Origin of the sequence: Pseudomonas frederiksbergensis (genome assembly GCF_003732275.1) — a bacterium.
In the GTDB taxonomy this organism is placed as follows: domain Bacteria; phylum Pseudomonadota; class Gammaproteobacteria; order Pseudomonadales; family Pseudomonadaceae; genus Aquipseudomonas; species Aquipseudomonas frederiksbergensis_H.
On the sequence record NZ_MOBM01000039.1, the window covers coordinates 773,109 to 796,591 of the forward strand.

19 protein-coding genes are annotated in these 23,483 nt (G+C 59.0%); 6 read left to right on the top strand and 13 right to left on the bottom strand.

From position 1 onward, the window contains the following. Positions 1–123: 123 nt before the first annotated feature. The 7 genes from pcaG to pcaR all read right to left on the bottom strand — a co-directional run bounded on the left by pcaG (position 124) and on the right by pcaR (position 7,033). The gene (gene pcaG, locus BK662_RS29755; RefSeq protein ID WP_123360528.1) at positions 124–690 is read right to left on the bottom strand and encodes a protocatechuate 3,4-dioxygenase subunit alpha; all 567 of its coding nucleotides are present in this window, start codon (positions 688–690) and stop codon (positions 124–126) included. Position 691: 1 nt separating this feature from the next. After that, positions 692–1,396, bottom strand: coding sequence for a protocatechuate 3,4-dioxygenase subunit beta (gene pcaH / locus BK662_RS29760; RefSeq protein WP_123360530.1), 705 nt, complete (start codon positions 1,394–1,396; stop codon positions 692–694). Between the two features lie 52 nt (positions 1,397–1,448). Continuing rightward, positions 1,449–2,654, bottom strand: coding sequence for a 3-oxoadipyl-CoA thiolase (pcaF, locus tag BK662_RS29765; protein ID WP_173667551.1), 1,206 nt, complete (start codon positions 2,652–2,654; stop codon positions 1,449–1,451). Further along, positions 2,651–3,430, bottom strand: a complete 780-nt coding sequence (locus tag BK662_RS29770; protein ID WP_123360532.1) for a CoA-transferase subunit beta — start codon at positions 3,428–3,430, stop codon at positions 2,651–2,653. The genes pcaF and BK662_RS29770 overlap by 4 nt, the downstream gene beginning before the upstream one ends. After that, the gene (locus tag BK662_RS29775; protein WP_007903838.1) at positions 3,430–4,287 is read right to left on the bottom strand and encodes a CoA transferase subunit A; all 858 of its coding nucleotides are present in this window, start codon (positions 4,285–4,287) and stop codon (positions 3,430–3,432) included. The genes BK662_RS29770 and BK662_RS29775 overlap by 1 nt, the downstream gene beginning before the upstream one ends. 269 nt (positions 4,288–4,556) lie before the next feature. Continuing rightward, a complete protein-coding gene (gene pcaK / locus BK662_RS29780; RefSeq protein WP_123360534.1) occupies positions 4,557–5,903 on the bottom strand; it encodes a 4-hydroxybenzoate transporter PcaK in 1,347 nt (448 codons plus the stop codon). A 287-nt stretch (positions 5,904–6,190) separates the two neighbouring features. Then, positions 6,191–7,033 (bottom strand): pca regulon transcriptional regulator PcaR, encoded by an 843-nt coding sequence (pcaR, locus tag BK662_RS29785; protein WP_007903845.1) that lies wholly within the window; start codon positions 7,031–7,033, stop codon positions 6,191–6,193. A 667-nt stretch (positions 7,034–7,700) separates the two neighbouring features. Here pcaR and BK662_RS29790 point away from each other — a divergent pair. Together BK662_RS29790 and BK662_RS29795 are read left to right on the top strand one after the other, a co-directional pair. Then, positions 7,701–7,901: a hypothetical protein gene (locus tag BK662_RS29790; protein ID WP_007903846.1), complete on the top strand. Its 201-nt coding sequence runs from the start codon at positions 7,701–7,703 to the stop codon at positions 7,899–7,901. Between the two features lie 378 nt (positions 7,902–8,279). Next, complete coding sequence (locus BK662_RS29795) at positions 8,280–9,755, top strand: inorganic phosphate transporter (RefSeq protein WP_123360536.1); 1,476 nt, start codon at positions 8,280–8,282, stop codon at positions 9,753–9,755. A gap of 266 nt (positions 9,756–10,021) precedes the next feature. On the opposite strand, the gene ccoM is transcribed toward BK662_RS29795, so the two are convergent. From ccoM to BK662_RS29800, 3 genes are all read right to left on the bottom strand, one after another. Then, complete coding sequence (gene ccoM, locus BK662_RS35730) at positions 10,022–10,135, bottom strand: cytochrome c oxidase subunit CcoM (RefSeq protein ID WP_010462558.1); 114 nt, start codon at positions 10,133–10,135, stop codon at positions 10,022–10,024. A gap of 144 nt (positions 10,136–10,279) precedes the next feature. Beyond that, positions 10,280–10,441 carry a hypothetical protein gene (locus BK662_RS34995; RefSeq protein ID WP_008074569.1) on the bottom strand — a complete coding sequence of 54 codons (162 nt, stop codon included), beginning with the start codon at positions 10,439–10,441 and terminating at the stop codon, positions 10,280–10,282. A 105-nt stretch (positions 10,442–10,546) separates the two neighbouring features. After that, positions 10,547–10,888 carry a hypothetical protein gene (locus BK662_RS29800; protein WP_052966937.1) on the bottom strand — a complete coding sequence of 114 codons (342 nt, stop codon included), beginning with the start codon at positions 10,886–10,888 and terminating at the stop codon, positions 10,547–10,549. A 230-nt stretch (positions 10,889–11,118) separates the two neighbouring features. On the opposite strand from BK662_RS29800, the gene rapA reads away from it, so the two are divergent. After that, positions 11,119–13,965 carry an RNA polymerase-associated protein RapA gene (gene rapA / locus BK662_RS29805; RefSeq protein WP_123360537.1) on the top strand — a complete coding sequence of 949 codons (2,847 nt, stop codon included), beginning with the start codon at positions 11,119–11,121 and terminating at the stop codon, positions 13,963–13,965. A 187-nt stretch (positions 13,966–14,152) separates the two neighbouring features. Here the strand turns inward: rapA and BK662_RS29810 are convergent, their stop codons facing one another. Continuing rightward, positions 14,153–15,535, bottom strand: coding sequence for a spinster family MFS transporter (locus BK662_RS29810; protein ID WP_375539015.1), 1,383 nt, complete (start codon positions 15,533–15,535; stop codon positions 14,153–14,155). Positions 15,536–15,789: 254 nt separating this feature from the next. Between BK662_RS29810 and BK662_RS29815 the strand changes: the two genes are divergently transcribed. Further along, positions 15,790–18,072, top strand: coding sequence for a putative bifunctional diguanylate cyclase/phosphodiesterase (locus BK662_RS29815; protein ID WP_123360541.1), 2,283 nt, complete (start codon positions 15,790–15,792; stop codon positions 18,070–18,072). On the opposite strand, the gene BK662_RS29820 is transcribed toward BK662_RS29815, so the two are convergent. Further along, a complete protein-coding gene (locus BK662_RS29820; RefSeq protein ID WP_123360542.1) occupies positions 17,963–18,859 on the bottom strand; it encodes an NAD(P)-dependent oxidoreductase in 897 nt (298 codons plus the stop codon). The two genes, BK662_RS29815 and BK662_RS29820, sit on opposite strands and share 110 nt — an antisense overlap. A gap of 196 nt (positions 18,860–19,055) precedes the next feature. Between BK662_RS29820 and BK662_RS29825 the strand changes: the two genes are divergently transcribed. After that, the gene (locus tag BK662_RS29825) at positions 19,056–21,251 is read left to right on the top strand and encodes a hypothetical protein (protein ID WP_123360544.1); all 2,196 of its coding nucleotides are present in this window, start codon (positions 19,056–19,058) and stop codon (positions 21,249–21,251) included. Positions 21,252–21,550: 299 nt separating this feature from the next. On the opposite strand, the gene BK662_RS29830 is transcribed toward BK662_RS29825, so the two are convergent. Beyond that, the gene (locus BK662_RS29830; protein ID WP_123360545.1) at positions 21,551–21,856 is read right to left on the bottom strand and encodes a DUF2288 domain-containing protein; all 306 of its coding nucleotides are present in this window, start codon (positions 21,854–21,856) and stop codon (positions 21,551–21,553) included. A 351-nt stretch (positions 21,857–22,207) separates the two neighbouring features. Here BK662_RS29830 and BK662_RS29835 point away from each other — a divergent pair, with 351 nt between their 5' ends. Further along, a complete protein-coding gene (locus BK662_RS29835) occupies positions 22,208–23,335 on the top strand; it encodes a branched-chain amino acid ABC transporter substrate-binding protein (RefSeq protein ID WP_123360546.1) in 1,128 nt (375 codons plus the stop codon). The last annotated feature ends 148 nt before the right edge of the window (positions 23,336–23,483 follow it).

A 23,483-nucleotide genomic window follows, 5' to 3' on the forward strand; every position in this document is an offset into this window, starting at 1 on the left:
TCGGCTGCGAAGCAGTCGTAAAACCGGTTGGCGCGGTTTGCCTGATACATCCTGTAAGCCGGGTTTGGGTTTGCTTCGCAAGCCAGCGGGAGCAAGCTCCCTCGCCACAAGAGCAACGATCACTCAATAATCAAAAAACACCGTCTCCGCATCCGTCCCCTGCAAAATCACATTCCACTGATAAACACCCGCAACGTCCTGCTTCGCCAGCAAGGTGCTGCGGCGTTCAGCCGGCACGCACTCCAGCAACGGATCCGCCACGTTGGCCGGTTCGCCGTCGAAGTAAATCCGCGTCAGCAAGTGCTTCACCAACCCGCGAGCAAACACCAGCACCACCAAATGCGGCGCCTGGGTCGTGCCTTTCAAGCCTTCCACTGTGCCCGGTTTGATCGTGGTAAAGCGGAAGCGCCCTTCTGCATCCACCGGCACCCGGCCAAACCCTTCGAAGTTCGGGTCCAGGGGTTTGTCTTGATCGTCTTCGGGGTGATCGTACTTACCGGCGGCGTTGGCCTGCCACACTTCGAGCATGGCGTCGTTGACGAAGTCGCCATTGCCATCGACGACTTGCCCGGTGATCGCCACGCGCTCGCCGAGGGTCTGTGCAACGGTCAGGTCTTCACGGTTCAGCCAGGTCAGGCCGATGTGGTAATACGGCCCGACGGTGTGGGACGTGGTCGCGTTCAGCGTCATCTTATTTCTCCATCGGCGTGGCTTCGCGGCCGCGCAAGACGATGTCCCAGCGATAACCGAGGGCATAGGAAGGGATGGTTTTTTCCAGGTCGAAACTGGCGATAAGGCGCTCTTTAGCACTCGTATCAGGCACGCAGTTGTAGATCGGGTCGTAAGCCAGCAACGGATCGCCCGGGAAATACATCTGGGTCACCAGGCGCGTGAGAATACTCGGTCCGAACAGTGAGAAATGGATATGCGCCGGGCGCCAGGCGTTGTGGTGATTGCCCCACGGATAGGCGCCAGGCTTGATGGTCTGGAACTGATACCAGCCATCGGCGTCGGTCACGGTGCGGCCGGTGCCGGTGAAGTTCGGGTCCAGCGGCGCGTCGTGCAGGTCGCGCGCATGGTTGTAGCGACCGGCGGCGTTGGCCTGCCAGATCTCTACCAAAATGCCCGGCACCGGCAGGCCGTTTTCATCCAGCACACGGCCGTGGATGATGATCCGCTCACCCAGTGGTTCGCCTGAGTGCTGGGAAGTCAGGTCATTGTCCTGCTCCGCGATGCGCTCGGCGCCAATGATCGGGCCGGTGATTTCCGACAGAGAATGAGGCAAAAACACCAACGGCTTGGACGGCGAGCGAAGGTTGGTGGATTGATAAGGAGGGTGCAGGTATTCCGGCTGAGTGCCCGCCTGCGGGCGACGGTAACCAGGTTTGTCAGTCATTGCGCTTTCCTCAGTTCTTATTAGTCGACGCTTTTAATTCACAGCCAGCGTGTCAGACCCGTTCGATCGCCAAGGCCAGACCTTGGCCGACACCGACGCACATGGTCGCCAGGCCTTTCTTGCCGCCGGTCTTTTCCAGTTGATGCAACGCGGTCAGTACCAAACGAGCACCGCTCATGCCCAGCGGATGGCCCAAGGCAATGGCGCCACCGTTCGGGTTGACCTGGGCCGCATCATCCGCCAACCCCAGTTCACGCAGCACGGCCAAGCCCTGGCTGGCGAAGGCTTCGTTGAGTTCAATCACGTCGAAATCGCTGACCGCCAGGCCCAGGCGTTCAGTCAATTTGCGCACCGCTGGCACCGGGCCGATACCCATCACCCTCGGTGCGACACCGGCACTCGACATACCCAACACACGAGCGCGGGCGGTCAGGCCATGTTTCTTCACCGCGTCGCCGGAGGCCAGAATCAACGCCGCCGCACCGTCGTTCACGCCGGAAGCGTTGCCGGCGGTAACGGTTTTATCCGGACCATTGACCGGTTTGAGTTTGGCCAGGGTTTCCAGTGTCGTGTCAGCGCGGGGATGCTCGTCTTGTGTAACGACGCTTTCACCCTTCTTGTGGGCAATGCGCACTTCGACGATTTCTTCGGCGAAAAATCCTGCGGCTTGCGCGGCCGCTGTGCGTTGCTGACTGCGCAGGGCGAAAGCATCCTGATCGGCGCGGGAAACCTGGTAATCGTCGGCCACGTTATCGGCGGTCTGCGGCATCGCGTCCACGCCGTACTGGGCTTTCATCAACGGGTTGATAAAACGCCAGCCGATGGTGGTGTCTTCCAGTTTCATGTTGCGCGAGAACGCCGCATCGGCCTTGCCCATCACGAACGGTGCGCGAGACATCGACTCGACGCCGCCGGCAATCGCCAACTCCATCTCGCCACTGGCGATGGCCCGGAACGCAGTGCCGATCGCATCCATGCCCGAAGCGCAAAGACGATTGAGGGTAACCCCGGGAATGGTTTCCGGCAGGCCCGCCAGCAGCAATGCCATGCGTGCCACGTTGCGGTTGTCTTCGCCGGCCTGGTTGGCGCAACCGAGGAACACCTCGTCCACCGCGTTCCAGTCCACCGAGGGGTTGCGCGCCATCAGCGCCTTGATCGGCACGGCGGCCAGGTCATCGGCGCGAACTGCCGACAGGCCGCCGCCGAAACGGCCGATGGGGGTGCGAATGGCGTCACAGATATAAACGTCACGCATCAGGCTTCTCCGGGTGCTTGGCCGTGGGCCGCAGCGGTGCGGGCTTCCAGACCGCGCAGCGCGGTCAGCTCGACATCGGTTGGCTCGGCGGTGTTTTCCACCTGATCGGCAAAACGAATCGCCCAACCGGTGGCGGCAATCACTTGCTCGCGAGTCACGCCTGGGTGCAGCGCAGTCACCACGAATTCATGAGTATCCGCTTCGGGTTCCATGATGCACAGGTCGGTAATAATGCCGACAGGACCGGCGCCCGGCAGGCCGAGACGCTTGCGTGAGTCCCCGCCCTCGCCATGGCCTACCGAGGTGATGAAGTCGAGTTTGTCGACAAAGGAGCGCGCCGACTGCTTGAGAATGATCAGCACGCTCTTGGCGGAGCCGGCGATCTCCGGCGCGCCACCGGCACCCGGCAGGCGAACTTTCGGCTGATGGTAGTCACCCACCACCGTGGTGTTGATGTTACCGAAGCGGTCGACTTGCGCGGCGCCGAGAAAACCGACGTCGATGCGCCCGCCCTGCAACCAGTAGCGAAAAATCTCACCGGTCGGGACGACAGTGTCGGCGGTTTCCGCCAGTTCACCGTCACCGATCGACAGCGGCAATACGCTCGGCTTGGCACCGATCGGACCCGATTCATAGATCAGGACTACATCTGGCGAGGAAGTCAGACGCGCCAGGTTGGCGGCTTTCGACGGCAGGCCGATGCCGACGAAGCATACCGAACCGTTTTTCAGACGGCGGGCGGCGGCAACGGTCATCATTTCATTGGTGGTGTAAGTCATTACTTGGCCTCCGAAGCAGCGGCCAGCTTGGCCTGGAACTCGCTGAAGTCAGCGCAACCGTGGATGTACTCGTTGATCCACGCGGTGAAGGTTTCACGGTCGCGGGCAATCGGGTCCCAGGCTTGATAGAAGCGGTTGTCGCGCTCGGTGTAACCGTGGGCGTAGGACGGATGCGCGCCACCCGGTACATGGCAGACCGCGCTCAAGGCCCAGGTCGGCAGCACGCAAGCGTTCATCGGTGCATTGAGGTCGTCGACAATTTCTTCAACAGTGACAATGCAGCGCTTGGCGGCCAGCGCCGCTTCTTTCTGCACGCCGAGAATGCCCCAGAGCAGCACGTTGCCTTTGCGGTCGGCTTTCTGCGCGTGAATCACGGTGATGTCCGGGCGCACCGACGGCACCGCCGCCAACACTTCGCCGGTGAACGGGCACGTGACGGTTTTGATCAGCGGGTTGACCTTTGGCAGGTCGGAGCCAGCGTAGGCACGCAACACAGCAAACGGTAAGCCCGAAGCGCCCGCGACGTAGGCATTGGCCAGGTCGGCGTGGCTGTGTTCTTCGATTTCCAGCGCATGCGGCCACTGCCTTTCGACCGCGTCACGCAGACGGTGCAGCGAGCCCACGCCCGGGTTACCGCCCCAGGAGAAAATCAGCTTGCGAGCACAACCGGCACCGATCAACTGGTCGTAGATCAAGTCAGGCGTCATCCGCACCAGGGTCAGATCTTTCTTGCCCTGACGGATGATTTCGTGACCCGCCGCCGTAGGAATCAGGTGAGTAAAGCCTTCGAGCGCGACGGTATCGCCGTCGTTGACGAACTGCTTTACCGCGTCATGCAGCGAAAGGATTTCAGCCATGGGGCAGGCTCCCGTTTTGTTATGAACCGACAGTGGTAGAAAAAGGCGCGAGGTTCAGCGCCGGAATGACTGAAGAGTAAGCCCCTGAAAAACGCCAAACAATCCGATAATCGACTGAGTGTTCGTTTATCGAACAGATTGTTGTCTGGCTATCGTTCTCTGTCGCCTGCAAAAGATCGCAGCCTTCGGCAGCTCCTACGGGTGTTCACTTTCCTCTGTAGGAGCTGCCGAAGGCTGCGATCTTTTGCTACACCACTGTCTCAGCCGGATCAGGTCGCATCCGCATGACTGACCATGCCCTTGATCACCACTGCCGTGGTCGCCAATGCGGCCGGGATCACCAGCGCCGTCAGTACCTGTTCGAAATTCCAGCCCAGGCCCAGCAAGGTTGCCCCCATCCACGCACCGAGGATCGCGCCGAAGCGACCAATCCCGAGCATCCACGACACACCGGTCGCCCGCCCTTGAGTCGGGTAAAACCGCGCCGCCAAAGACGGCATCGCCGATTGCGCACCGTTGACGCACATCCCGGCCACCAGCACCAGGGTTGCCAGCAATGTAATGTTGCCCAGGCTCTGCCCTACCGCGTAGGCAAACACCCCGGCGAATAAGTAGAAAATGCCGATGACCTTGTGCGGATTGAACCGGTCCATTGCCCAGCCCACACCCACTGCGCTCAACACCCCACCAAACTGGAACAGCGCACCGATGAACGCCGCCTGTTCCATGCTCGCGCCGCTGTCGCGCATCAGCGTCGGCAACCAACTGGTCAGCAGGTAAACGATCACCAGGCCCATGAAGTACGTCAGCCACAGCAACAACGTACCGGTGCTGTACGTGCCGGAGAAAATCACCGCAAACACATTGCGCGCCTTCACGGTTTTCTGTTCCGGCACGCTGAAGCTCGAAGCCTGAGCCACCACCGTCGGGTCGATCGGCGCCAAGGCCTTGCGCACTTTGTCCGTGCCACGGTTGCGCACCACCAGATAGCGTGCCGATTCCGGCAACCAGAACAGCAAAACGACGACGAGGATCAACGGCAGAATCCCGCCGATCATCAACAGGCTGTGCCAGCCGAAGGCCGGGATCAGTTTGGCCGAGATGAACCCGCCACCGGCCATGCCAAGGTTGAAGCCACAGAACATGCTGGTCACCAACAGGGATTTCTTGCGCTCCGGGGTGTATTCGGACAGCAGCGTGGTGGCGTTCGGCATGCCGGCGCCCAGGCCCAGGCCGGTAAGGAAACGCAGTACCAGCAACTGATCGACGTTGGTGCTGTAGGCCGACACCAGGCTGAAAGCGCCGAATAACAAAACCGCGCCCACCAGTACGACTTTTCGCCCAAAGCGGTCAGCCAACGGACCGGAACCCAAAGCGCCGAAGACCATGCCGATCAACGCCGCGCTCATCACCGGGCCGAGACTGGCGCGATCGATGCCCCAGTCCTGGGACAGTGCCGGCGCAATAAAACCCATGGCCGCGGTGTCGAGGCCATCAAGGAAAACAATCAGGAAACATAGAATCACCACCCGCCATTGGTAGCGCGAAATGGGTTGAGCGTTGATGAAGGACTGCACGTCGAGGCAGTTTCCTACAGCAGACTGAGGCTGGTTCATTATTTTTATTCCACGCAAAGAACGCTGTCGAACAGGTGCCAACCAGGGCTGACGCTGTCACAGGAAAGGAGGTCGGGATCAGGCGATTCGGTTTCGGCAGCTAAACCGGAGGGAACAGCGACAGTCGGGAAACGTGCGCATGACGATGCCTCTTCTCATTATTATTGGGGCGTGATCCGGCGGCTGACTGAAGGTCAACAGAGCCGGATGACGCTGCCGCGACATTAATGATCCAAGGGAAAGAGCGTCAATTCGATAAACGCGACTCTGTGCGTTTATCGAACAGCTTAGGCAAAGAGTTGCGCGCTCAGATCACGACTGGCGCTTAGCAGACCGGGCAGGAAACGCTGTTCCAGCTCGCTGCGACTGACCCGGCCGGCGTGGGTGCTGACGTTTAACGCCGCTACTACTTGGCCAGAAGCGTCGTACACCGGAACGGCAATCGAGCGCAGGCCCTGCTCCAGTTCCTGATCGACGATGCACCAGCCCTGTTGCCGTACCTCTTGCAGGCATTCGAGCAATGCCTCGGGGGTATGCAAGGTGCGACTGGTCTTGGCTTGCAGCTCTGCATGGTCGAGGTATTCGCGCAGCGATGTGTCGTCCAGCGCGGCGAGAAGAATCCTGCCCATGGACGTGCAATAGGCCGGCAGTCGCCCGCCCACCGAGAGGTCGACGGAAATCAGCCGCTGGGTGGTCGCCGAACGCGCAATGTACAAAATGTCATCGCCTTCCAGCGTGGCCATGTTGCAAGCCTCATGCAGTTGCTCGCTCATGCGGTCCAGATATGGCTGGGCAGAAACCGCCAATGGCGTCGACGACAAATAGGCATGGCCCAGAGTCAGTACTTTGGGCAGCAGCGAATAGGTACGCCCGTCGGTGGTGGCGTAGCCGAGCTTGATCAGCGTATGCAGGCAACGTCGCACTGCGGCGCGGGGAATTTCCGTGCGATGGCTGATTTGCGCAATGGTCAGGTGCCGCTTGCGCTCCTGGAACGCTTGCACCACCGCCAGACCACGGGCCAAGGAGGTCATGAAATCCGGGTCACCGGTCAGGGCCTGGATTCGCTTGGCGGGCGAGGCAACGATCGGCGGTGCCACTGAAGCGAAGGAATTGCGCATTTGATCGTTCATATCGGTTGTTTCCCACACGGATCAGCGACTATTACAAGCGGCTCCCGGTCTGACACACAAGCCACCGGCCACCAAGATTGGGCGATTATCGAACCGCAGGCCGATAATCGCAATCGATGGTTGCTTATGGTGAGTCATGCTGCTTTCACTCCTCATGCAATACGATTGTTATTTTCGGTCACGATTTAAAGAAGCACCTGTGTACTAATTCGTCCGGCTTAATGACGCCAGAAAGTCATCGCTGTAACTGGCATCACAGCACCGTAGTTACCGGTAAAAGTTTGCGAGTAACAAAACAATCACACACGAGGAACTACTTTTAACTCTCAAGAGATAGTGTTCTTCGGATCGACCGCTATAATACATCTCAGTGGCGACCGGTTTTTTACGTGCCGATTCCGCCAACCGGCAGCGCAATATCCATTGCCGCTGTCCGCAGCAAGCGCCTGACGCTCATTTCATATGCACCGCCAACGCGCTCGCTGAAACAGGAGACTGATGCTACGTCAGCTGTTCTTCTCTGGTGCCGTGGCCGCCTGCAACAAGGACGAATTGATTGCTCCGAGGGAACGATGCCGTGTCAGGCATTGTCCCTTCTACGAGCGTGGTCAATAAATCGATGCAGCGCGTTTCACCAGAATTAATCTCAACTCAATCAGGTAGCACTGTGACGAAAGACGAACTGCGCGCGGAACTTGAGCGCCAGGAACAACGTTACAAGGAAGTTTACGGCGGGGAAGTCACCACCTACGCCGCTCAGCCCGAACCCGAACGCAAACCCTGGCGTAAACGCGCCACCGTTCAGGACCAGGCCTTCTCCCAGGAATTGCAGAAGATGGAAAAGGAACTCAAAGCCGAAGAGCCATGACTGCCTCGGCTTGAATCCTTTCAAGAGCCTGCGTCTGCACCCGTTAAAAGCGGGTTGTATGGATGATGCTTTTCGCGCCCGCTACAAGCGGGCAGCGGTCTTCCCCATCCGTTGGATGAGGCAAATGGCTCCTGTCTGGCGCTCTTCTCAGATATTTCACACAAGCGTTCAAGCCTCTCGCTTCGTCGGGAGAAATCCTTGTGGCTGCGGCCTTTCCAAGTAATTTCAACGACTTGTAAAGCCCTGAAAAAACCCGGAGCCCGGGGGATTGCCACAAATTAATTCGTTGAAGAATGTTACCGATGAGCAGCAAGTGCATCGATTAGCAGTCTTTTCTGGCATAATCGCGCCCCCTTACGACCGGGTCAGAAAACCTTCATGATCGATTTATTCAGCGGACTGGATGCTTGGGTGCTTGTGAGCCTCTTGCTCGCCCTGGCCTTTGTCCTCGCCTTCGAGTTCATCAACGGCTTTCATGACACCGCAAACGCGGTGGCCACTGTTATCTACACCAAAGCCATGCCGCCTCATCTGGCGGTGTTCTTTTCCGGTGTGTTCAACTTCCTCGGCGTGCTGCTGGGCGGTGTGGGCGTGGCGTATGCCATCGTCCATTTGCTGCCGGTAGAACTGCTGATCAATGTGAACACCGGTCACGGACTGGCCATGGTGTTCTCGTTGCTCGCCGCCGCCATCACCTGGAACCTGGGCACCTGGTACTTCGGTATCCCCGCCTCCAGCTCCCACACGCTGATCGGTTCGATCCTCGGTGTCGGTCTGGCCAACGCCTTGATCAACGATATTCCGTTGGCCGACGGCGTTAACTGGCAGAAGGCGATCGATATCGGTGCGTCCCTGGTGTTCTCGCCGATGGCCGGGTTCCTGGTCGCTGCCCTGGTGCTGATCGGCCTTAAATGGTGGCGCCCGTTGTCCAAGATGCACAAGACACCGGAACAACGCCGCAAGATCGACGACAAGAAACACCCGCCGTTCTGGAACCGTCTGGTGCTGGTGATTTCAGCGATGGCAGTCAGCTTCGTGCACGGCTCCAACGACGGCCAGAAAGGTATCGGCCTGATCATGCTCGTGCTGATCGGTATCGTGCCGGCGCAGTTCGTACTCGACCTTGGCAGCACGACTTACCAGATCGAACGGACTCGCGACGCGACCCTGCACCTGAGCCAGTTCTATAAGCGCAATGCCGATACACTGGGTGAATTCCTGGCTTTGGGCAAAAGCGTGGAAGGTGATCTGCCGGAGAAATTCCGTTGCAACCCGCAACAGACCGAACCGACCATCGCCGCCCTGCTGGACACCCTCAAGGGCGTAGCCGACTACCACTCGCTGCCGTCGGAAAGCCGCATCGAAGTGCGTCGTTACCTGCTCTGCCTGGACGACACGGCGAAGAAAGTCAGCAAGTTGCCTGGCCTCGCAGCCCGTGAAAAGGCGGACCTGGACAAGCTGCGCAAAGACCTGACCACCACCACCGAATACGCTCCGTTCTGGGTGATTCTTGCGGTCGCACTGGCCCTCGGCCTGGGTACCATGGTCGGCTGGAAACGCGTGGTATTGACCATCGGCGAGAAAATTGGCAAGCAGGGCATGACCTATGCCCAAGGCATGTCGGCGCAGATCACCACCGCGTGCATGATCGGCCTGGCCAACATCTTCAGCCTGCCCGTCTCCACCACCCACGTCCTGTCTTCAGGCGTGGCCGGCACCATGGTCGCGAACAAAAGCGGCCTGCAAGGCGGCACCGTCAGAACCATCCTGCTGGCCTGGGTCCTGACCCTGCCAGCCACCGTGGCCCTGTCGGCCGGCCTGTTCTGGCTGGCGTCGAAGGCACTGGGTAGCTGATACACCGCTACTGAAAAAGGCGCGTTCCGTGAGGTTCGCGCCTTTTTTATTGCTGCAATCTTCGCTACACCACCGACCAACTGTGGGAGCGGGCTTGCTCGCGAAGAGGCCATAACATTCAACATCTATATGGGCTGCCAAGCCGCCTTCGCGAGCAAGCCCGCTCCCACAGTAGTTCTATGTACATCCGACAGATTTTCGCAGGCAAAAAAAAGGGCGACCGAAGTCGCCCAAAATGCCTTGCGTGCTCATTGCTCCAGAAAGACCTACGGTTTGCGCTTATGCGAATCCTTCCAGATAAAAAATCCAAACCCTGCAAAAAACAGAACCATGAGGCCGACTGTCAGCACTCCGGCGATCACCACGTTGTCGAAAAACATGACGGGTCTCCTGCACTTGCCCTGTTGCGATGGGGCTAAGTTAACCAATCGGGCAGGAGAGAAAATTGACCGGGATCAATGCCGCCCCAGACGGGCGTAAAAGGAAGGGAAATAACTGACCTGCATCAACCGATGCAGGGTGTTTCAACGCTTTTTCGGTTTGTTCTTCGGCTTTTTCTTTGCTTTGCCCAACGGCATCGCCTGCTCGAATGCCTGGCGCACTTCGTTCAGGCGCTTTTCATTAAGGTCATGAACCCGCTTGGCGCGTTCGGCGTTGAGGTCGATCAGCTTGTCATCTTGGCTCATGGCGTTCAGTGCATCGCTTGGAAATGAATTCAACTGCCGGTTAAAGGCGACAGGATTACGCCAATAATGCGGTCTGGCGCGGACGCTGACCAGTGATCCGACACTTCAGATCTCGATATCGACCCACAATCCCTGGCGTGGCTGATCCTCCATCAACGGCACCACCGGTACGGTGTTGTCGGCATTGAGCTCATTACCGGGAATCGCCAGGTGCTCTTCGGGATCTTCATCGGCCTCACGACGTCGCCGTTCCCGTTCCTGCTGTCGACGCTGTTCCTCGCGCAGTTGCAGGCCAGCCTCTTCCGGGTCGCGCTTTTGCAGGTCGATGGTGCTTTCGTTGGAGCTTTCCTGCACTGGCACCACGGGCGGAATATCCGGGCGCTGGCGGATCGGATCCTGCTGTGACGTGATCGGTACGGCGCTCAAGGGGAGCATCGGTGGCAGCATATTATTAGTCTCCTGTCAGCAGGCTGTCGGCTGCGGGAATGGCGACTTGAGCCATCGGTCGCAAACTTGTAACCCACCTGGCATCGTAGGATGCTGGCGCAGCCGGCGATCTTTTGATCTTCATCTCCCGAAAAGTTCGCATCCTCCCTCAGCGCGCGCATGTATTCCTTTGGTCCTGAAGGCTCATTCCGTTAAGATAGCCCGCTTTTTCAAGGTGGGAGTCAGGCAGCATGGCGCAGCAGTATCAACCGGGGCAACGCTGGATCAGTGACAGCGAAGCCGAGCTGGGTTTGGGCACCGTTCTGGCACAGGACGGCCGCTTGTTGACCGTGCTCTATCCGGCCACTGGCGACACTCGCCAGTACGCGCTACGGAATGCGCCCCTCACCCGTGTGCGGTTTTCGCCGGGTGACAGCATCACTCACTTCGAAGGCTGGAAACTGACCGTACAAGAAGTCGACGATGTCGATGGCCTGCTGGTCTACCACGGCCTCAACGCGCAGAACGAAGCGGTCACCCTGCCGGAAACCCAACTGTCGAACTTCATTCAATTCCGTCTGGCCAGCGACCGTCTGTTCGCCGGCCAGATCGATCCGCTGGCCTGGTTCTCCCTGCGTTATCACACCCTGGAACACACCAGCCGCCAGTTGCAGTCCTCCCTTTGGGGCCTGGGTGGCGTGCGTGCGCAACCGATCGCGCACCAACTGCACATTGCCCGTGAAGTCGCTGACCGCATCGCGCCTCGGGTTCTGCTGGCAGACGAAGTGGGCCTGGGCAAGACCATCGAAGCCGGTCTTGTGATCCATCGCCAACTACTCTCGGGCCGCGCCAATCGCGTGTTGATCCTGGTGCCGGAAAACCTCCAGCACCAATGGCTGGTGGAGATGCGCCGCCGCTTCAACCTGCAAGTCGCGCTGTTCGACGAAGAACGCTTCATCGAAAGCGATGCCGCCAACCCGTTCGAAGACACCCAGCTTGCATTGGTTGCGCTCGAATGGCTGGTGGATGACGAGAAAGCCCAGGACGCATTGTTCGCGGCCGGCTGGGATTTGCTGGTGGTCGACGAAGCGCACCACCTGGTGTGGCACGAAGACCAGGTCAGCCCTCAGTATTCGCTGGTGGAGCAACTGGCCGAAGTCATTCCCGGCGTCTTGCTGCTGACCGCGACCCCGGAACAACTGGGTCAGGACAGCCACTTCGCCCGTCTGCGCCTGCTCGACCCGAACCGTTTTCATGACCTGCACGCTTTCCGCGCCGAGAGCGAAAACTATCGCCCGGTGGCCGAAGCCGTTCAGGAGCTGCTGGACAAGGGACGCCTGTCGCCTGAAGCGCACAAGACCATTCACGGCTTCCTCGGCAACGAAGGCGAAGCCCTGCTGACCGCCGTCAACGATGGCGATGCCGAAGCCAGCGCCCGTCTTGTCCGCGAACTGCTGGACCGTCACGGCACCGGCCGCGTGCTGTTCCGTAACACCCGCGCCGCCGTGCAGGGTTTCCCGGAGCGCAAACTGCACCCGTACCCGCTGCCGTGCCCGGCCGAATACCTCGAACTGCCATTGGGCGATCACGCCGAGCTGTACCCGGAAGTCAGCTTCCAGGCCCAGCCGGACGCCAACGAAGAAGAACGCTGGTGGAAATTCGACCCGCGCGTCGAGTGGCTGATCGACACCCTGAAGATGCTCAAGCGCACCAAAGTGCTGGTGATCTGTGCCCACGCCGAAACCGCCATGGACCTGGAAGACGCCCTGCGCGTGCGTTCCGGCATTCCGGCCACGGTCTTCCACGAAGGCATGAACATCCTCGAGCGTGACCGCGCCGCCGCCTACTTCGCCGACGAAGAATTCGGCGCTCAGGTGCTGATCTGCTCGGAAATCGGCAGTGAAGGTCGTAACTTCCAGTTCTCGCACCATCTGGTGCTGTTCGATCTGCCATCGCACCCGGACCTGCTGGAGCAGCGTATCGGTCGTCTCGACCGGATCGGTCAGAAGCACATCATCGAACTGCACGTGCCATACCTGGAAACCAGCCCGCAAGAACGGCTGTACCAGTGGTACCACGAAGCGCTGAACGCGTTCCTCAACACTTGCCCGACCGGCAACGCCTTGCAGCATCAGTTCGGCCCACGCCTGCTGCCGCTGCTGGAAAACGCCGACGATGGCGAGTGGCAAGCGCTGATCGACGAAGCCCGCGCCGAACGTGAGCGTCTGGAAGCCGAACTGCACACCGGTCGCGACCGCTTGCTGGAACTCAACTCCGGCGGTGCTGGCGAAGGTGATGCGCTGGTCGAGGACATCCTCGAACAAGACGATCAGTTCGCCCTGCCGATCTACATGGAAACCCTGTTCGATGCCTTCGGCATCGACAGCGAAGACCATTCGGAAAACGCGCTGATCCTCAAGCCAAGCGAAAAAATGCTCGACGCCAGTTTCCCGCTGGGCGACGACGAAGGCGTGACCATCACCTACGACCGCAACCAGGCGCTGTCTCGCGAAGACATGCAGTTCATCACCTGGGAACACCCGATGGTTCAGGGCGGCATGGACCTGGTCCTGTCCGGCTCGATGGGCAACACCGCCGTGGCGCTGATCAAGAACAAGGCGCTGAAACCGGGTACCGTGTTGCTGGAACTGCTCTACGTCAGCGAAGTGGTTGCCCCGCGCTCGCTGCAACTGGGCCGTTACCTGCCGCCGGCCGCCCTGCGCTGCCTGCTCGACGCCAACGGCAACGACCTGTCGACCCGGGTGTCTTTCGAGACGTTGAACGATCAACTGGAAAGCGTACCCCGCGCCAGCGCCAACAAGTTCATCCAGGCCCAGCGCGACCAGCTGACACCTCGGATCAACGCCGGCGAAGAGAAAATCACCCCGCGTCACGCCGAACGTGTGGCCGAGGCGCAACGTCGCCTGGCGGCGGATACCGACGAAGAACTGGCACGCCTGACCGCGTTGCAAGCGGTCAACCCGACCGTGCGCGACAGCGAACTGGTTGCCCTGCGCAAGCAACGTGAGCAAGGCCTGGCCATGCTCGACAAGGCGGCGCTGCGACTGGAAGCGATTCGGGTGTTGGTGGCGGGTTAAGTTCTTCTGCTCCACCACTAAAAAGAAGGCCCGCAGCGATGCGGGCCTTTTTTTGTCTGTTTGGTTGTTGTGGTGTTGCTGATGGCCTCATCGCGAGCAGGCTCGCTCCCACAGGGGATCTGATGTGGCCACACTATTTATGAACACCATTAATCAACTGTGGGAGCGGGCTTGCTCGCGATGGCGATCATGCAGTCACCGCAGAACCCACAGGCTCAACCACCGCCACCAACCCTTCCTTCATCCGCTTGGCATCCCTGACAAAACACCGCGAGGCCAAAAACAGAAACACCATGGTAAAGAACAGCGCTACCGGAATCAGGTACATCGCATCATGCAAACCAACAGCCTTGAACGCTTCAGTCATCTGCTCAGCACCTGCCGATAGCATGGCCGTTTGCGCAAAGTGATCCGACAATCCCCCCACCACCACCGGCCCCAAGCCACCGCCCAACAGATACAACCCGGCAAAGAACAACGCCATCGCCGTCGCCCGCAAACGCGGTTCGACCACGTCCTGAATCGCCGTGTACACGCAGGTATAGAAGTTGTAGGCGAACAACCAACCCAAGCTGAACACCGCGACAAATACCCCGATCTCGATCCGTCCGGCGTGCAGCGCCCAAGCCGTGCATACGGTCGAAATGATCAGGCTGAACGCCGCGAACAGCAGCCGCCCATTGGCCACGCGCTGGTGAATCTTGTCGGCGATCCAACCGCCGAGCGTCAGGCCGAACAACCCGGTCACCCCGACAATCACCCCGGTCGCCACCGCCGCGTCCTGCAACGGCATCAGGAAATAACGCTGCAGCATCGGCACCAGAAACGAGTTGCAGGCATAGGTCGCGAAGTTGAAGCACAGCCCCGCCATCACTAGCCACAGGAAGGTCGGCACCGCCAGCACTCGACGGATCGGCCGGTCTACGCGCTCCTGAGACACTTGCACACTTTCGGCCGCGCCGCGTTTCGGCTCTTTGATGAAGAACATAAAGACCGCCAGGATCAGCCCCGGCACTGCCGCGATAAAGAACGGCGCACGCCAGCTATCGAACGTCTTGACCATCCAGCCGATGGTGAAGAACGCCAGCAGCAACCCCAGCGGCAGGCCAAGCATGAAAATGCCCATGGCCCGAGCCCGACGATGAGCCGGGAATAAATCGCCGATCAGCGAGTTGGCGGCCGGCGCATAACTGGCTTCACCGATGCCGATGCCCATGCGCACGATCAGGAAACTCCAGAAACTGCCCACCAACCCGTTGACCGCAGTCAGCCCGCTCCACGCTGCCAGGCCCCAGCCCATCAGCTTGCTGCGCGAACCGGTATCGGCCAATCGCCCCAGGGGCAGGCCGGCAATGGCGTAAACGATGGTGAATGCGGTCCCGATGATCCCCAGTTGAAAGTCGCTGAGGTGCCACTCCATGCGGATTGGCTCGATGATGATGGCCGGGATGGTGCGGTCGAAGAAGTTGAACAGGTTGGCCAGGAACAGCAGGAACAGAATGCGCCAGGCATTCGCCGCTTGGGTCGAGTTCTGCATGGGTCCGTCTCTTTTATTGTTATTGGGCTTCATTGCCAACGCATTCGAGCCCGGAACCGTCAATCTAGTCAGGCCCGCCAGCGCTGTCTGTAATTATTCGTAAGGCTGATACCCACCCATGGCAGCCAATGCGGCCCATGCAACCATTCATTTCCAATTGTTCTAAAGGCCATTCCAAAAACATAGGCATTAATATGCCACCACCTCTTGCGCTCCGTGCAAGGCCTCTATACTGCAAGCATTCGCCAGCGTACATGGCGCAGGATGATTCAGAGATGGGGCATGCTATGGAGTGGCTTGGTTTGCATTTCATGACCGGGCTACCGGAGAGCGGGCAGGTCATACTCGATTGCACCCATAACCCTTTTCTGGTGTTGCTGGCCTATCTGGTGGCCTGTGCGGCCGGCTTCGCCACGCTGGACATGACCGAGCGGGTCGGCCATGTGGAAAAATCCGCCTCCCAACGCCTCTGGCGCTGGGTCGGTGCCGGGTGCTTGGCGGGCGGCATCTGGGCCATGCATTTCATCAGCATGCTGGCGTTCCAGGCGCCGATCGAAATCCATTACCACTTGCCCACTACCCTGCTCTCGCTGTTGTTCGCCCTGACCGCCTCGTGGCTGGCCATGCACACCCTCAGCCATCCTCAGTTGAATTTCTGGCAATACCTGCGGGCCGCGGTATGGATCGGCCTGGGCATCGCAACCATGCATTACGTGGGCATGGCCGCCCTGCGATCGAATGCGATGGCCTACTACCAACCCGTCCTGTTTGTGCTTTCCATTGTGATCGCCATCGGTGCCAGCCTGGCTGCCCTGTTGATTTCCAGCCACCTGCGCGATGGCGCCGGCGTGTTTCATCAATTGCTCAAATACACCGCCAGCCTGGTGCTCGGGGCCGGCATCGTCAGCATGCACTTCACCGGCATGGCGGCCTTCAGCCTGGTGCTGCCCGTTGACAGCCTTCAGCCGCTGCCCGGCGACAACAATCATCTGCAACTGGGGCTGACGGTAGCGGTGATGACGCTGCTGATCATCGGCAGCAGCATCAGCGCTGCCCTGGCAGACAAGAAGCTGCAACACAAGGAGCATGACCTGCAGCGGGTCAATGCCCTGCTCAGTCAACTGGATCAGGCGCGCATGTCGCTGCAACAGGTGGCCCATTACGACCCCTTGACCAACCTGATCAACCGCCGGGGCTTCAATCAGATCTTCGCCGAGAAGCTCATCGAGAAAACCAACGAAGGCGGCATGCTGGCGGTGATGTTCCTCGACATCGACCACTTCAAGCGAATCAATGACAGCCTCGGCCATGACGCCGGCGACGAATTGCTCAAAGTCCTGACCGGCCACATCAAGGCCTCGGTGCGCAGTCATGAAGACGTGGTGGCGCGCTTCGGAGGCGACGAATTCTGCATCCTCATCACCCTGTACGACCGTGAAGAAGCGCGGCAAATGGCCCAGCGCATCATGCTGAAAATGAAGGAGCCCATCGAGTTGTCCGGACGGCGTATGGTCATGACCACCAGCATCGGTATCAGCCTGTTTCCGGAAGACGGCAAGAGCTGCGAAGAACTGCTGAAGAACGCCGACCTGGCGCTGTACCAGTCCAAGGATAGCGGTCGTAATGCCCTGCATTTTTTCAGTTCAAACCTGAGAACCCGCGCCACCCTGGAGTTGCAACTTGAAGAGGAACTGCGTCACGCCCTGCGCGAAAACATCGGGTTGATGCTGTATTACCAACCCATCTATGACCTCAGAATCGGCCAAGTCACCAAACTTGAAGCGCTGATTCGCTGGCAACACCCGGTTCACGGATTGCTCACGCCGGATCGGTTCATCGCCATTGCCGAAGCCAATGGCCTGATCGCTGAGCTGGACAACTGGGTGCTGCGCAAGGCCTGCGAAGACTTGGGCGAGCTGTCCCGGCACGATTGCGAACAACTCAAAATCGCGGTGAATTGCTCGCCCCTGAACCTGGCGCGAGACGAACTGGCCAATGAAATCGAACACGCCCTGCACGCCTTCGGGGTGGCACCACACCGGCTGGAACTGGAAGTGACCGAGAATGCGCTGATGGGCAATATCAGCAACACCCTGGTGCTGCTGCGGCAGATTCGCGCCCTCGGGGTCTCGTTGTCGATCGATGACTTCGGCACAGGCTATTCATCCCTGGCCTACCTCAGGCGCCTGCCATTAAACACGTTGAAGATCGACCGTTCGTTCATTCAGGACATCCCCAAGGCCACCCAGGACATGGAAATCGTCCAGGCCATTATCGTCATGGCCCACACCCTGCATTTGCAGGTCGTCACCGAAGGCGTCGAAACCTTCGAGCAATACGACTTTCTCGAACGCCACGGCTGCGATTTCGTTCAGGGCTACCTGCTCAGCCGTCCAGTGCCGCTGGCCGAGTTGCGTCCGGTGCTGGCCGAAATCAACCAGCGCAAGCATATGCACACCGTCAATCCTTTGAGTCTGGCTCGCGGTATAGCTGCACTAGCGTCGACGGATCCTTTTCCAGAAACCCCTGCCCCCCATGGAGGCGCATCAGTTGTGCGGCCAATCCGCTGATCGGCGTGGCCGAACCCTGTTCGCGGGAAAATTTCACGGCGGTGTCGAGGTCCTTGAGCAGCGTGCGCACGTGCCATTTCACCGGCTCGAAACGACTCTCAGCCATTTGCGGCGCGAGAATCTGCAAGGGTTTTGAATCGGCGAAACCACCGGCCAACGCTTCGGCGATCAGGCGCGCGTCGACCCCGGAACGCTCGGCCAGGGCCACCACTTCGGCAATCACCAGGGCATTGCAGGCGACGATCATCTGATTGCAGGCCTTGGTCACCTGCCCCGCGCCGACGGCGCCCATGTGGGTCACGCGCTGACCCAGGGTCAACAACACCGGCCGCACGCGCTCAAGGTCTGCCGCTTCGCCACCGACCATGATCGCCAGGCTGCCGGCCTCGGCACCGACCACCCCGCCGGAGACCGGCGCATCGAGCCAACTCATACCGGTTTTACTGGCCAATGCGCTCGCCATTTCCCGCGTCGCGGTGGGTTCCAGGCTGGAAAAATCCACCAGCAACTGGCCGCTTTTCGCGCCCTCGGCAACGCCTGCCGGGCCAAACACCACCTCACGTACAACAGCAGTGTCGGCCAGACATAGCATCACCAGGTCCGCGTGCTGACACAGTTCAGCCGGTGTCGCCACTTGCCGAGCTCCGGCCTCAACCAGCGCTGCGCACTTGGCGGGATTACGGTTCCACACCGTCAGCGGACACCCCGCCGCCAACAGGCGTCGGCACATTGGCAAGCCCATCAGGCCGATTCCGGCAAACCCCAGCGCAGGTAACGTTGCCATCATTTAGCCTCTTTTTGATTAAAGATCATCGAATATTGGCCGATTCATCATGATTAAGGAAAGGATTCCCCCAGCGATGCTCAGGCCAAGGCCCTGACGCTTGGGCCACATTCGCGCTGCAAAAAGACGCGAGATCCCATTCCGTGATGACTCGATGACACTTGTCGCCGAGCCGACCAGTCCAGGTATATGGCGCACAATGACTTCTAAAAACAATCCGGCCACCGCGGTATCCGACCTGACCCTGAGCCCCGCGGCGAACAGCCCTTCATCGTCGAAGCCATTGAGCCCGTCGCGTCCGCTGGCGACTCAGCAATACCTGTACTTCACCGAAACCAATACCGACCGCATCCTCGATAACCTCGACGGCCTGCGCGATATGGTGTTCCCGCGCCCGCCCCATCTGGAAGGCGACAGCGAACAGCACAACGATCAGGAATTCCCCTCGGTGTGCCTGATCGGCCTGGGCCGCTGTGGTTCGAACATCGCGCTGGACGTGGCGGAGCTGGTGTACAACGCCCGCAAGTTCTACCTCAACGAATTCAACAACGAAGACCGTCTGTCGCCGGACAAACGCTACGCCGAAAAAGGCTACAGCCCGGCGCAGTGGATCCGCAACAACCTGCGCCTGGGGTCGAACAAGGCCAGCAAACCGGTGTTTCTGGTCGAGCCGTTGGTGATGCTCGGCGACCTGGACAAAGACATCGCCGGTCGCATCCGTTTCTCGCGCAAGGGCGAAAAAAGCGGCTTTTTGCGCGACTACAGCAAAATGAAAATCATGGACTTGTCGGAAGTCCATGCCGGTGGTGCCGGTAACGCGCCGATCCTCGGCCAGTACCTGGCCAAGATCATCCTGAACAAGGATACCCAGCGCTTCTCCAGCCCTGACTGGAAGATGATTCACTCGTACCTGATCGACAGCTGCGGGATCAAGGCCAACCAGTCGCGCCTGTATTTCTCGATCTTCAGTGCCGGCGGCGGTACCGGCTCTGGCATGGCCTCGGAGTTCGGCCTGGCCCAGCAACACTCGTACATGAACAAAACGTTCGACACCAAACCAATGGACGAACACGACGGCAAGAGCGGTCATTCCTTCGTCTTCGAGCCGATCTTCACCAGCGGCATTTGCGTACTGCCGAACATTTCCGATCACCGCAGCGAAATGTCCGAGGCGCTGCACATCAACGCCGGTCGTCTGCTGTGCAAATACCTGTCGGAAGAGTGGGACTTCTCCTACAACTTCGCCAATGAAGACAGCAGTGAAGCCAGCGTCATGGGCCGTATCCGCCCATGGAACGCGATGATGCTGATCTCCAACGACATCATGCGTTATGCCGAAGAAAGCGATGACGGCAACATCCAGAACATTGATGTCAATGCCATGGAAAAGCACGCCAACCAGTACATCTCACAGCAGATCTTCAACATTCTGACGGCGCAGGCGGTGACCACCGACTACGACCAGAACTATTTCCGTCGTGCCGGCATCGACATCGGCGAAACCATTCGCCTGGACGCCAACGACCTGTTCATGAGCCTGGCCGGGCCGGTGGCGATTGCCTACGCCGAGTCCGTGGTGCCGGAAACCCCGCCGCCGAGCAGCGACAAGTTCAAGGTGTTCGAGAAAGAGCCGCAGCGCCTGAACATCGACGACCTGTTCTTCCGCTCCATCGACCTGCCGCACTTCAACAAGGTCACCCAGGCGATCGAAGGCATCAGCCTGTTGCCGATCGAGTCCAAGCGCTATCGCGCTTCGCTTGAGCAGTACAAGAATTCGGGCTATGACGCGGCCGCGCTGCATGACCTGCACTTCTTCAAGAATTGCTCATCGGTGGTGTCGATTGTTTCGCTGCCCAAGGACTACAAGCTGTCCTACATGGACCTGAACCGGTTGAAGACTCACCTCAACAGCCTGTTCCCCAACACTACGCTCAAGCGATATGCGCTGGTGATCGGCGCGTCGGCCAACCTGTCGCTGACCACTTTGATCGCCAAGAGCCCGTGCCTGTCGGACGACTTTCTGACCCTGATCGTGGCCTTCATCAAGCGCTGCTTTGCGAAAAACCCGTACCGCTTCGACGAGACGCTCGACAACTCAATCCTGGACTTCATCATCAATGAAGACTTCGACGAAGACCGCATCGACGAACTGCTCAACGAATTCGAAAACCCGGCGAAAATCCTCGATACCAACTGGTACGCGATCAAACCGATGTACGAGAAGAAATACCGTGAGCTGATCAACGACAAGGACAAGTTCGTCTCGATCAATGACATCCGCCTGTCCCGGGATTGCGTGAAGAAGGCGATCAAGTATCTGCGCGAGATTTACCGTCACCGGATTGGCAAGACCAAGGTTATTTCGCTTAATAACCATACGGGCAAGACGGCTTAATTAGCGGCGCGCCCAATCGCGAGCAGGCTCGCTCCCACAGGGGACCGCGTTCTTTCAGGAGGAATGCGATCACATTGTGGGAGCGAGCCTGCTCGCGATGGCGGCATAAGAATCACCACAAATCCCAACATCCAGAAACAATTAAGCAGCCCATCGGCTGCTCAATAAACTGTTCCCGTTACGTTTACGTCACCCTCGCCAAGACCCTTCTGTGGCCTTTCTCTACGGCAACATGCCATCACGCTACTCGGCTACACACTTTTAACCGGCAAAACCGCGCACCAGATAAGTGCAAGCACTCAGCTCGTCGCCCTTTCCTGGATCAGAATCCACGGCGAAACCACCACGGCCCAAAGCTCCGGATCGCGCTCGAAAAGATCCAGCGCCCGCGTTTCAGACAGTTTGGCGACCTTGTCGGCGGCCAGCCAGGCAGCGACTTTCTCGCCTTCATCGGTTGCCACTGCTTCTGCTGCAGCGATCAAATCCAGGTCTGGATCGACCCACAATAGGGCACCCCTGGCGAAGAACGGCTCCAACTCTTTCCAGGTAATAGATGCGGTTTCACCAAGCAGCTTGGCATAGAGGGTGCTAGGTTCTTGAGTCATGGGTTTCTGTCCGTAAAGAAAATCGACGTGAATGATAACGTCGGTATTGCGCCAGAAAAACCCGGACGCAATTGCGTTACCGATTGAAAAAACGCAGGAAAGCCAAGGAATGCTGCTGAATCAAGTATTAGCCAGCTAACATCCCGCCGCGATTCTGTCTTTTTCTTTCAATAAAGCGACACCCTCAGGTTTTGCCCCCTGGCGCCAGCTTCCCAGGCTAACAATCGGCGCTCTACACTGTACCGGTACAGTTGCCGGGGGCATTTTCCGGAGGATATCAACGATATCTGACCCGGTTCTGCTGCTACGGCGCCAGGACTATAAAAACTACAACAGTAAGAGTGGAGCACTATGACTAAGGCTACTAAGCAGATTTCAAAACTGTTTGCCGCTATGGTTCTGGCCGGGGTTGCCAGCCATTCGTTCGCCGCTGACACCATCAAGATCGGCATCGCCGGCCCTAAAACCGGCCCTGTAGCCCAATACGGCGACATGCAATTCAGTGGCTCCAAAATGGCCATCGAACAAATCAACGCCAAGGGCGGCGTCGACGGCAAGAAGCTCGTCGCTGTTGAATACGACGATGCCTGCGATCCAAAACAAGCGGTTGCTGTTGCGAACAAAGTCGTCAACGACGGCGTCAAGTTCGTGGTCGGTCACCTGTGCTCCAGCTCCACTCAACCGGCGTCCGACATCTACGAAGACGAAGGCGTGATCATGATCACCCCGGCTGCCACCAGCCCGGACATCACCGCCCGTGGTTACAAAATGATCTTCCGCACCATCGGTCTGGACAGCGCCCAGGGCCCTGCTGCCGGTAACTACATTGCTGACTTCGTAAAACCGAAAATCGTTGCTGTTCTGCACGACAAACAGCAATACGGTGAAGGCATCGCCAGCGCCGTGAAGAAAACCCTCGAAGCCAAAGGCGTCAAGGTTGCCGTGTTCGAAGGCATCAACGCCGGCGACAAAGACTTCTCCTCGATGGTCTCCAAGCTCAAGCAAGCCAACGTCGACTTCGTCTACTACGGCGGCTACCACCCGGAGCTGGGTCTGATCCTGCGTCAATCCCAGGAAAAAGGCCTGAAAGCCAAGTTCATGGGTCCGGAAGGCGTGGGTAACGACTCCATTTCGCAGATCGCCAAGGAAGCTTCCGAAGGCCTGCTGGTGACCCTGCCGAAATCCTTCGACCAGGATCCGGCCAACATCGCCCTGGCTGACGCGTTCAAAGCCAAGAAAGAAGACCCGAGCGGTCCGTTCGTGTTCCCGGCCTACTCGGCTGTGCAAGTCATCGCCGAAGGCATCAAGGCCGCGAAGAGCGAAGACACTGCCAAAGTCGCTGAAGCTATCCACAAAGGCACGTTCAAAACCCCGACCGGCGACCTGTCTTTCGACGAAAAGGGCGACCTGAAGGACTTCAAATTCGTGGTTTACCAGTGGCATTTCGGCAAACCTAAAACTGAAGTTTCGCCTCAGTAAGGCCTTGGCCTGACTGACTGCCAATAAAGCCCACGGCGTGCCGTGGGCTTTGTTTTACGAACGTATTGGGCCGCGCTGGCGTGATCCGCCAGTCTCCCCACCTGAAAATCTCAAAACCGTCATCAGCGGTTCGCTGGCAAACCTCGAA

Bases quoted from the DNA above. Each gene is read 5' to 3' on its own strand.
- pcaG (WP_123360528.1), bottom strand. From the start codon at position 690: ATGACGCTGAACGCGACCACGTCCCACACCGTCGGGCCGTATTACCAC.
- pcaH (WP_123360530.1), bottom strand. From the start codon at position 1,396: ATGACTGACAAACCTGGTTACCGTCGCCCGCAGGCGGGCACTCAGCCG.
- BK662_RS29770 (WP_123360532.1), bottom strand. From the start codon at position 3,430: ATGACTTACACCACCAATGAAATGATGACCGTTGCCGCCGCCCGCCGT.
- BK662_RS29775 (WP_007903838.1), bottom strand. From the start codon at position 4,287: ATGGCTGAAATCCTTTCGCTGCATGACGCGGTAAAGCAGTTCGTCAAC.
- pcaK (WP_123360534.1), bottom strand. From the start codon at position 5,903: ATGAACCAGCCTCAGTCTGCTGTAGGAAACTGCCTCGACGTGCAGTCC.
- pcaR (WP_007903845.1), bottom strand. From the start codon at position 7,033: ATGAACGATCAAATGCGCAATTCCTTCGCTTCAGTGGCACCGCCGATC.
- BK662_RS29795 (WP_123360536.1), top strand. From the start codon at position 8,280: ATGATCGATTTATTCAGCGGACTGGATGCTTGGGTGCTTGTGAGCCTC.
- ccoM (WP_010462558.1), bottom strand. From the start codon at position 10,135: ATGTTTTTCGACAACGTGGTGATCGCCGGAGTGCTGACAGTCGGCCTC.
- BK662_RS34995 (WP_008074569.1), bottom strand. From the start codon at position 10,441: ATGAGCCAAGATGACAAGCTGATCGACCTCAACGCCGAACGCGCCAAG.
- BK662_RS29800 (WP_052966937.1), bottom strand. From the start codon at position 10,888: ATGCTGCCACCGATGCTCCCCTTGAGCGCCGTACCGATCACGTCACAG.
- rapA (WP_123360537.1), top strand. From the start codon at position 11,119: ATGGCGCAGCAGTATCAACCGGGGCAACGCTGGATCAGTGACAGCGAA.
- BK662_RS29810 (WP_375539015.1), bottom strand. From the start codon at position 15,535: ATGAAGCCCAATAACAATAAAAGAGACGGACCCATGCAGAACTCGACC.
- BK662_RS29815 (WP_123360541.1), top strand. From the start codon at position 15,790: ATGGAGTGGCTTGGTTTGCATTTCATGACCGGGCTACCGGAGAGCGGG.
- BK662_RS29820 (WP_123360542.1), bottom strand. From the start codon at position 18,859: ATGATGGCAACGTTACCTGCGCTGGGGTTTGCCGGAATCGGCCTGATG.
- BK662_RS29825 (WP_123360544.1), top strand. From the start codon at position 19,056: ATGACTTCTAAAAACAATCCGGCCACCGCGGTATCCGACCTGACCCTG.
- BK662_RS29830 (WP_123360545.1), bottom strand. From the start codon at position 21,856: ATGACTCAAGAACCTAGCACCCTCTATGCCAAGCTGCTTGGTGAAACC.
- BK662_RS29835 (WP_123360546.1), top strand. From the start codon at position 22,208: ATGACTAAGGCTACTAAGCAGATTTCAAAACTGTTTGCCGCTATGGTT.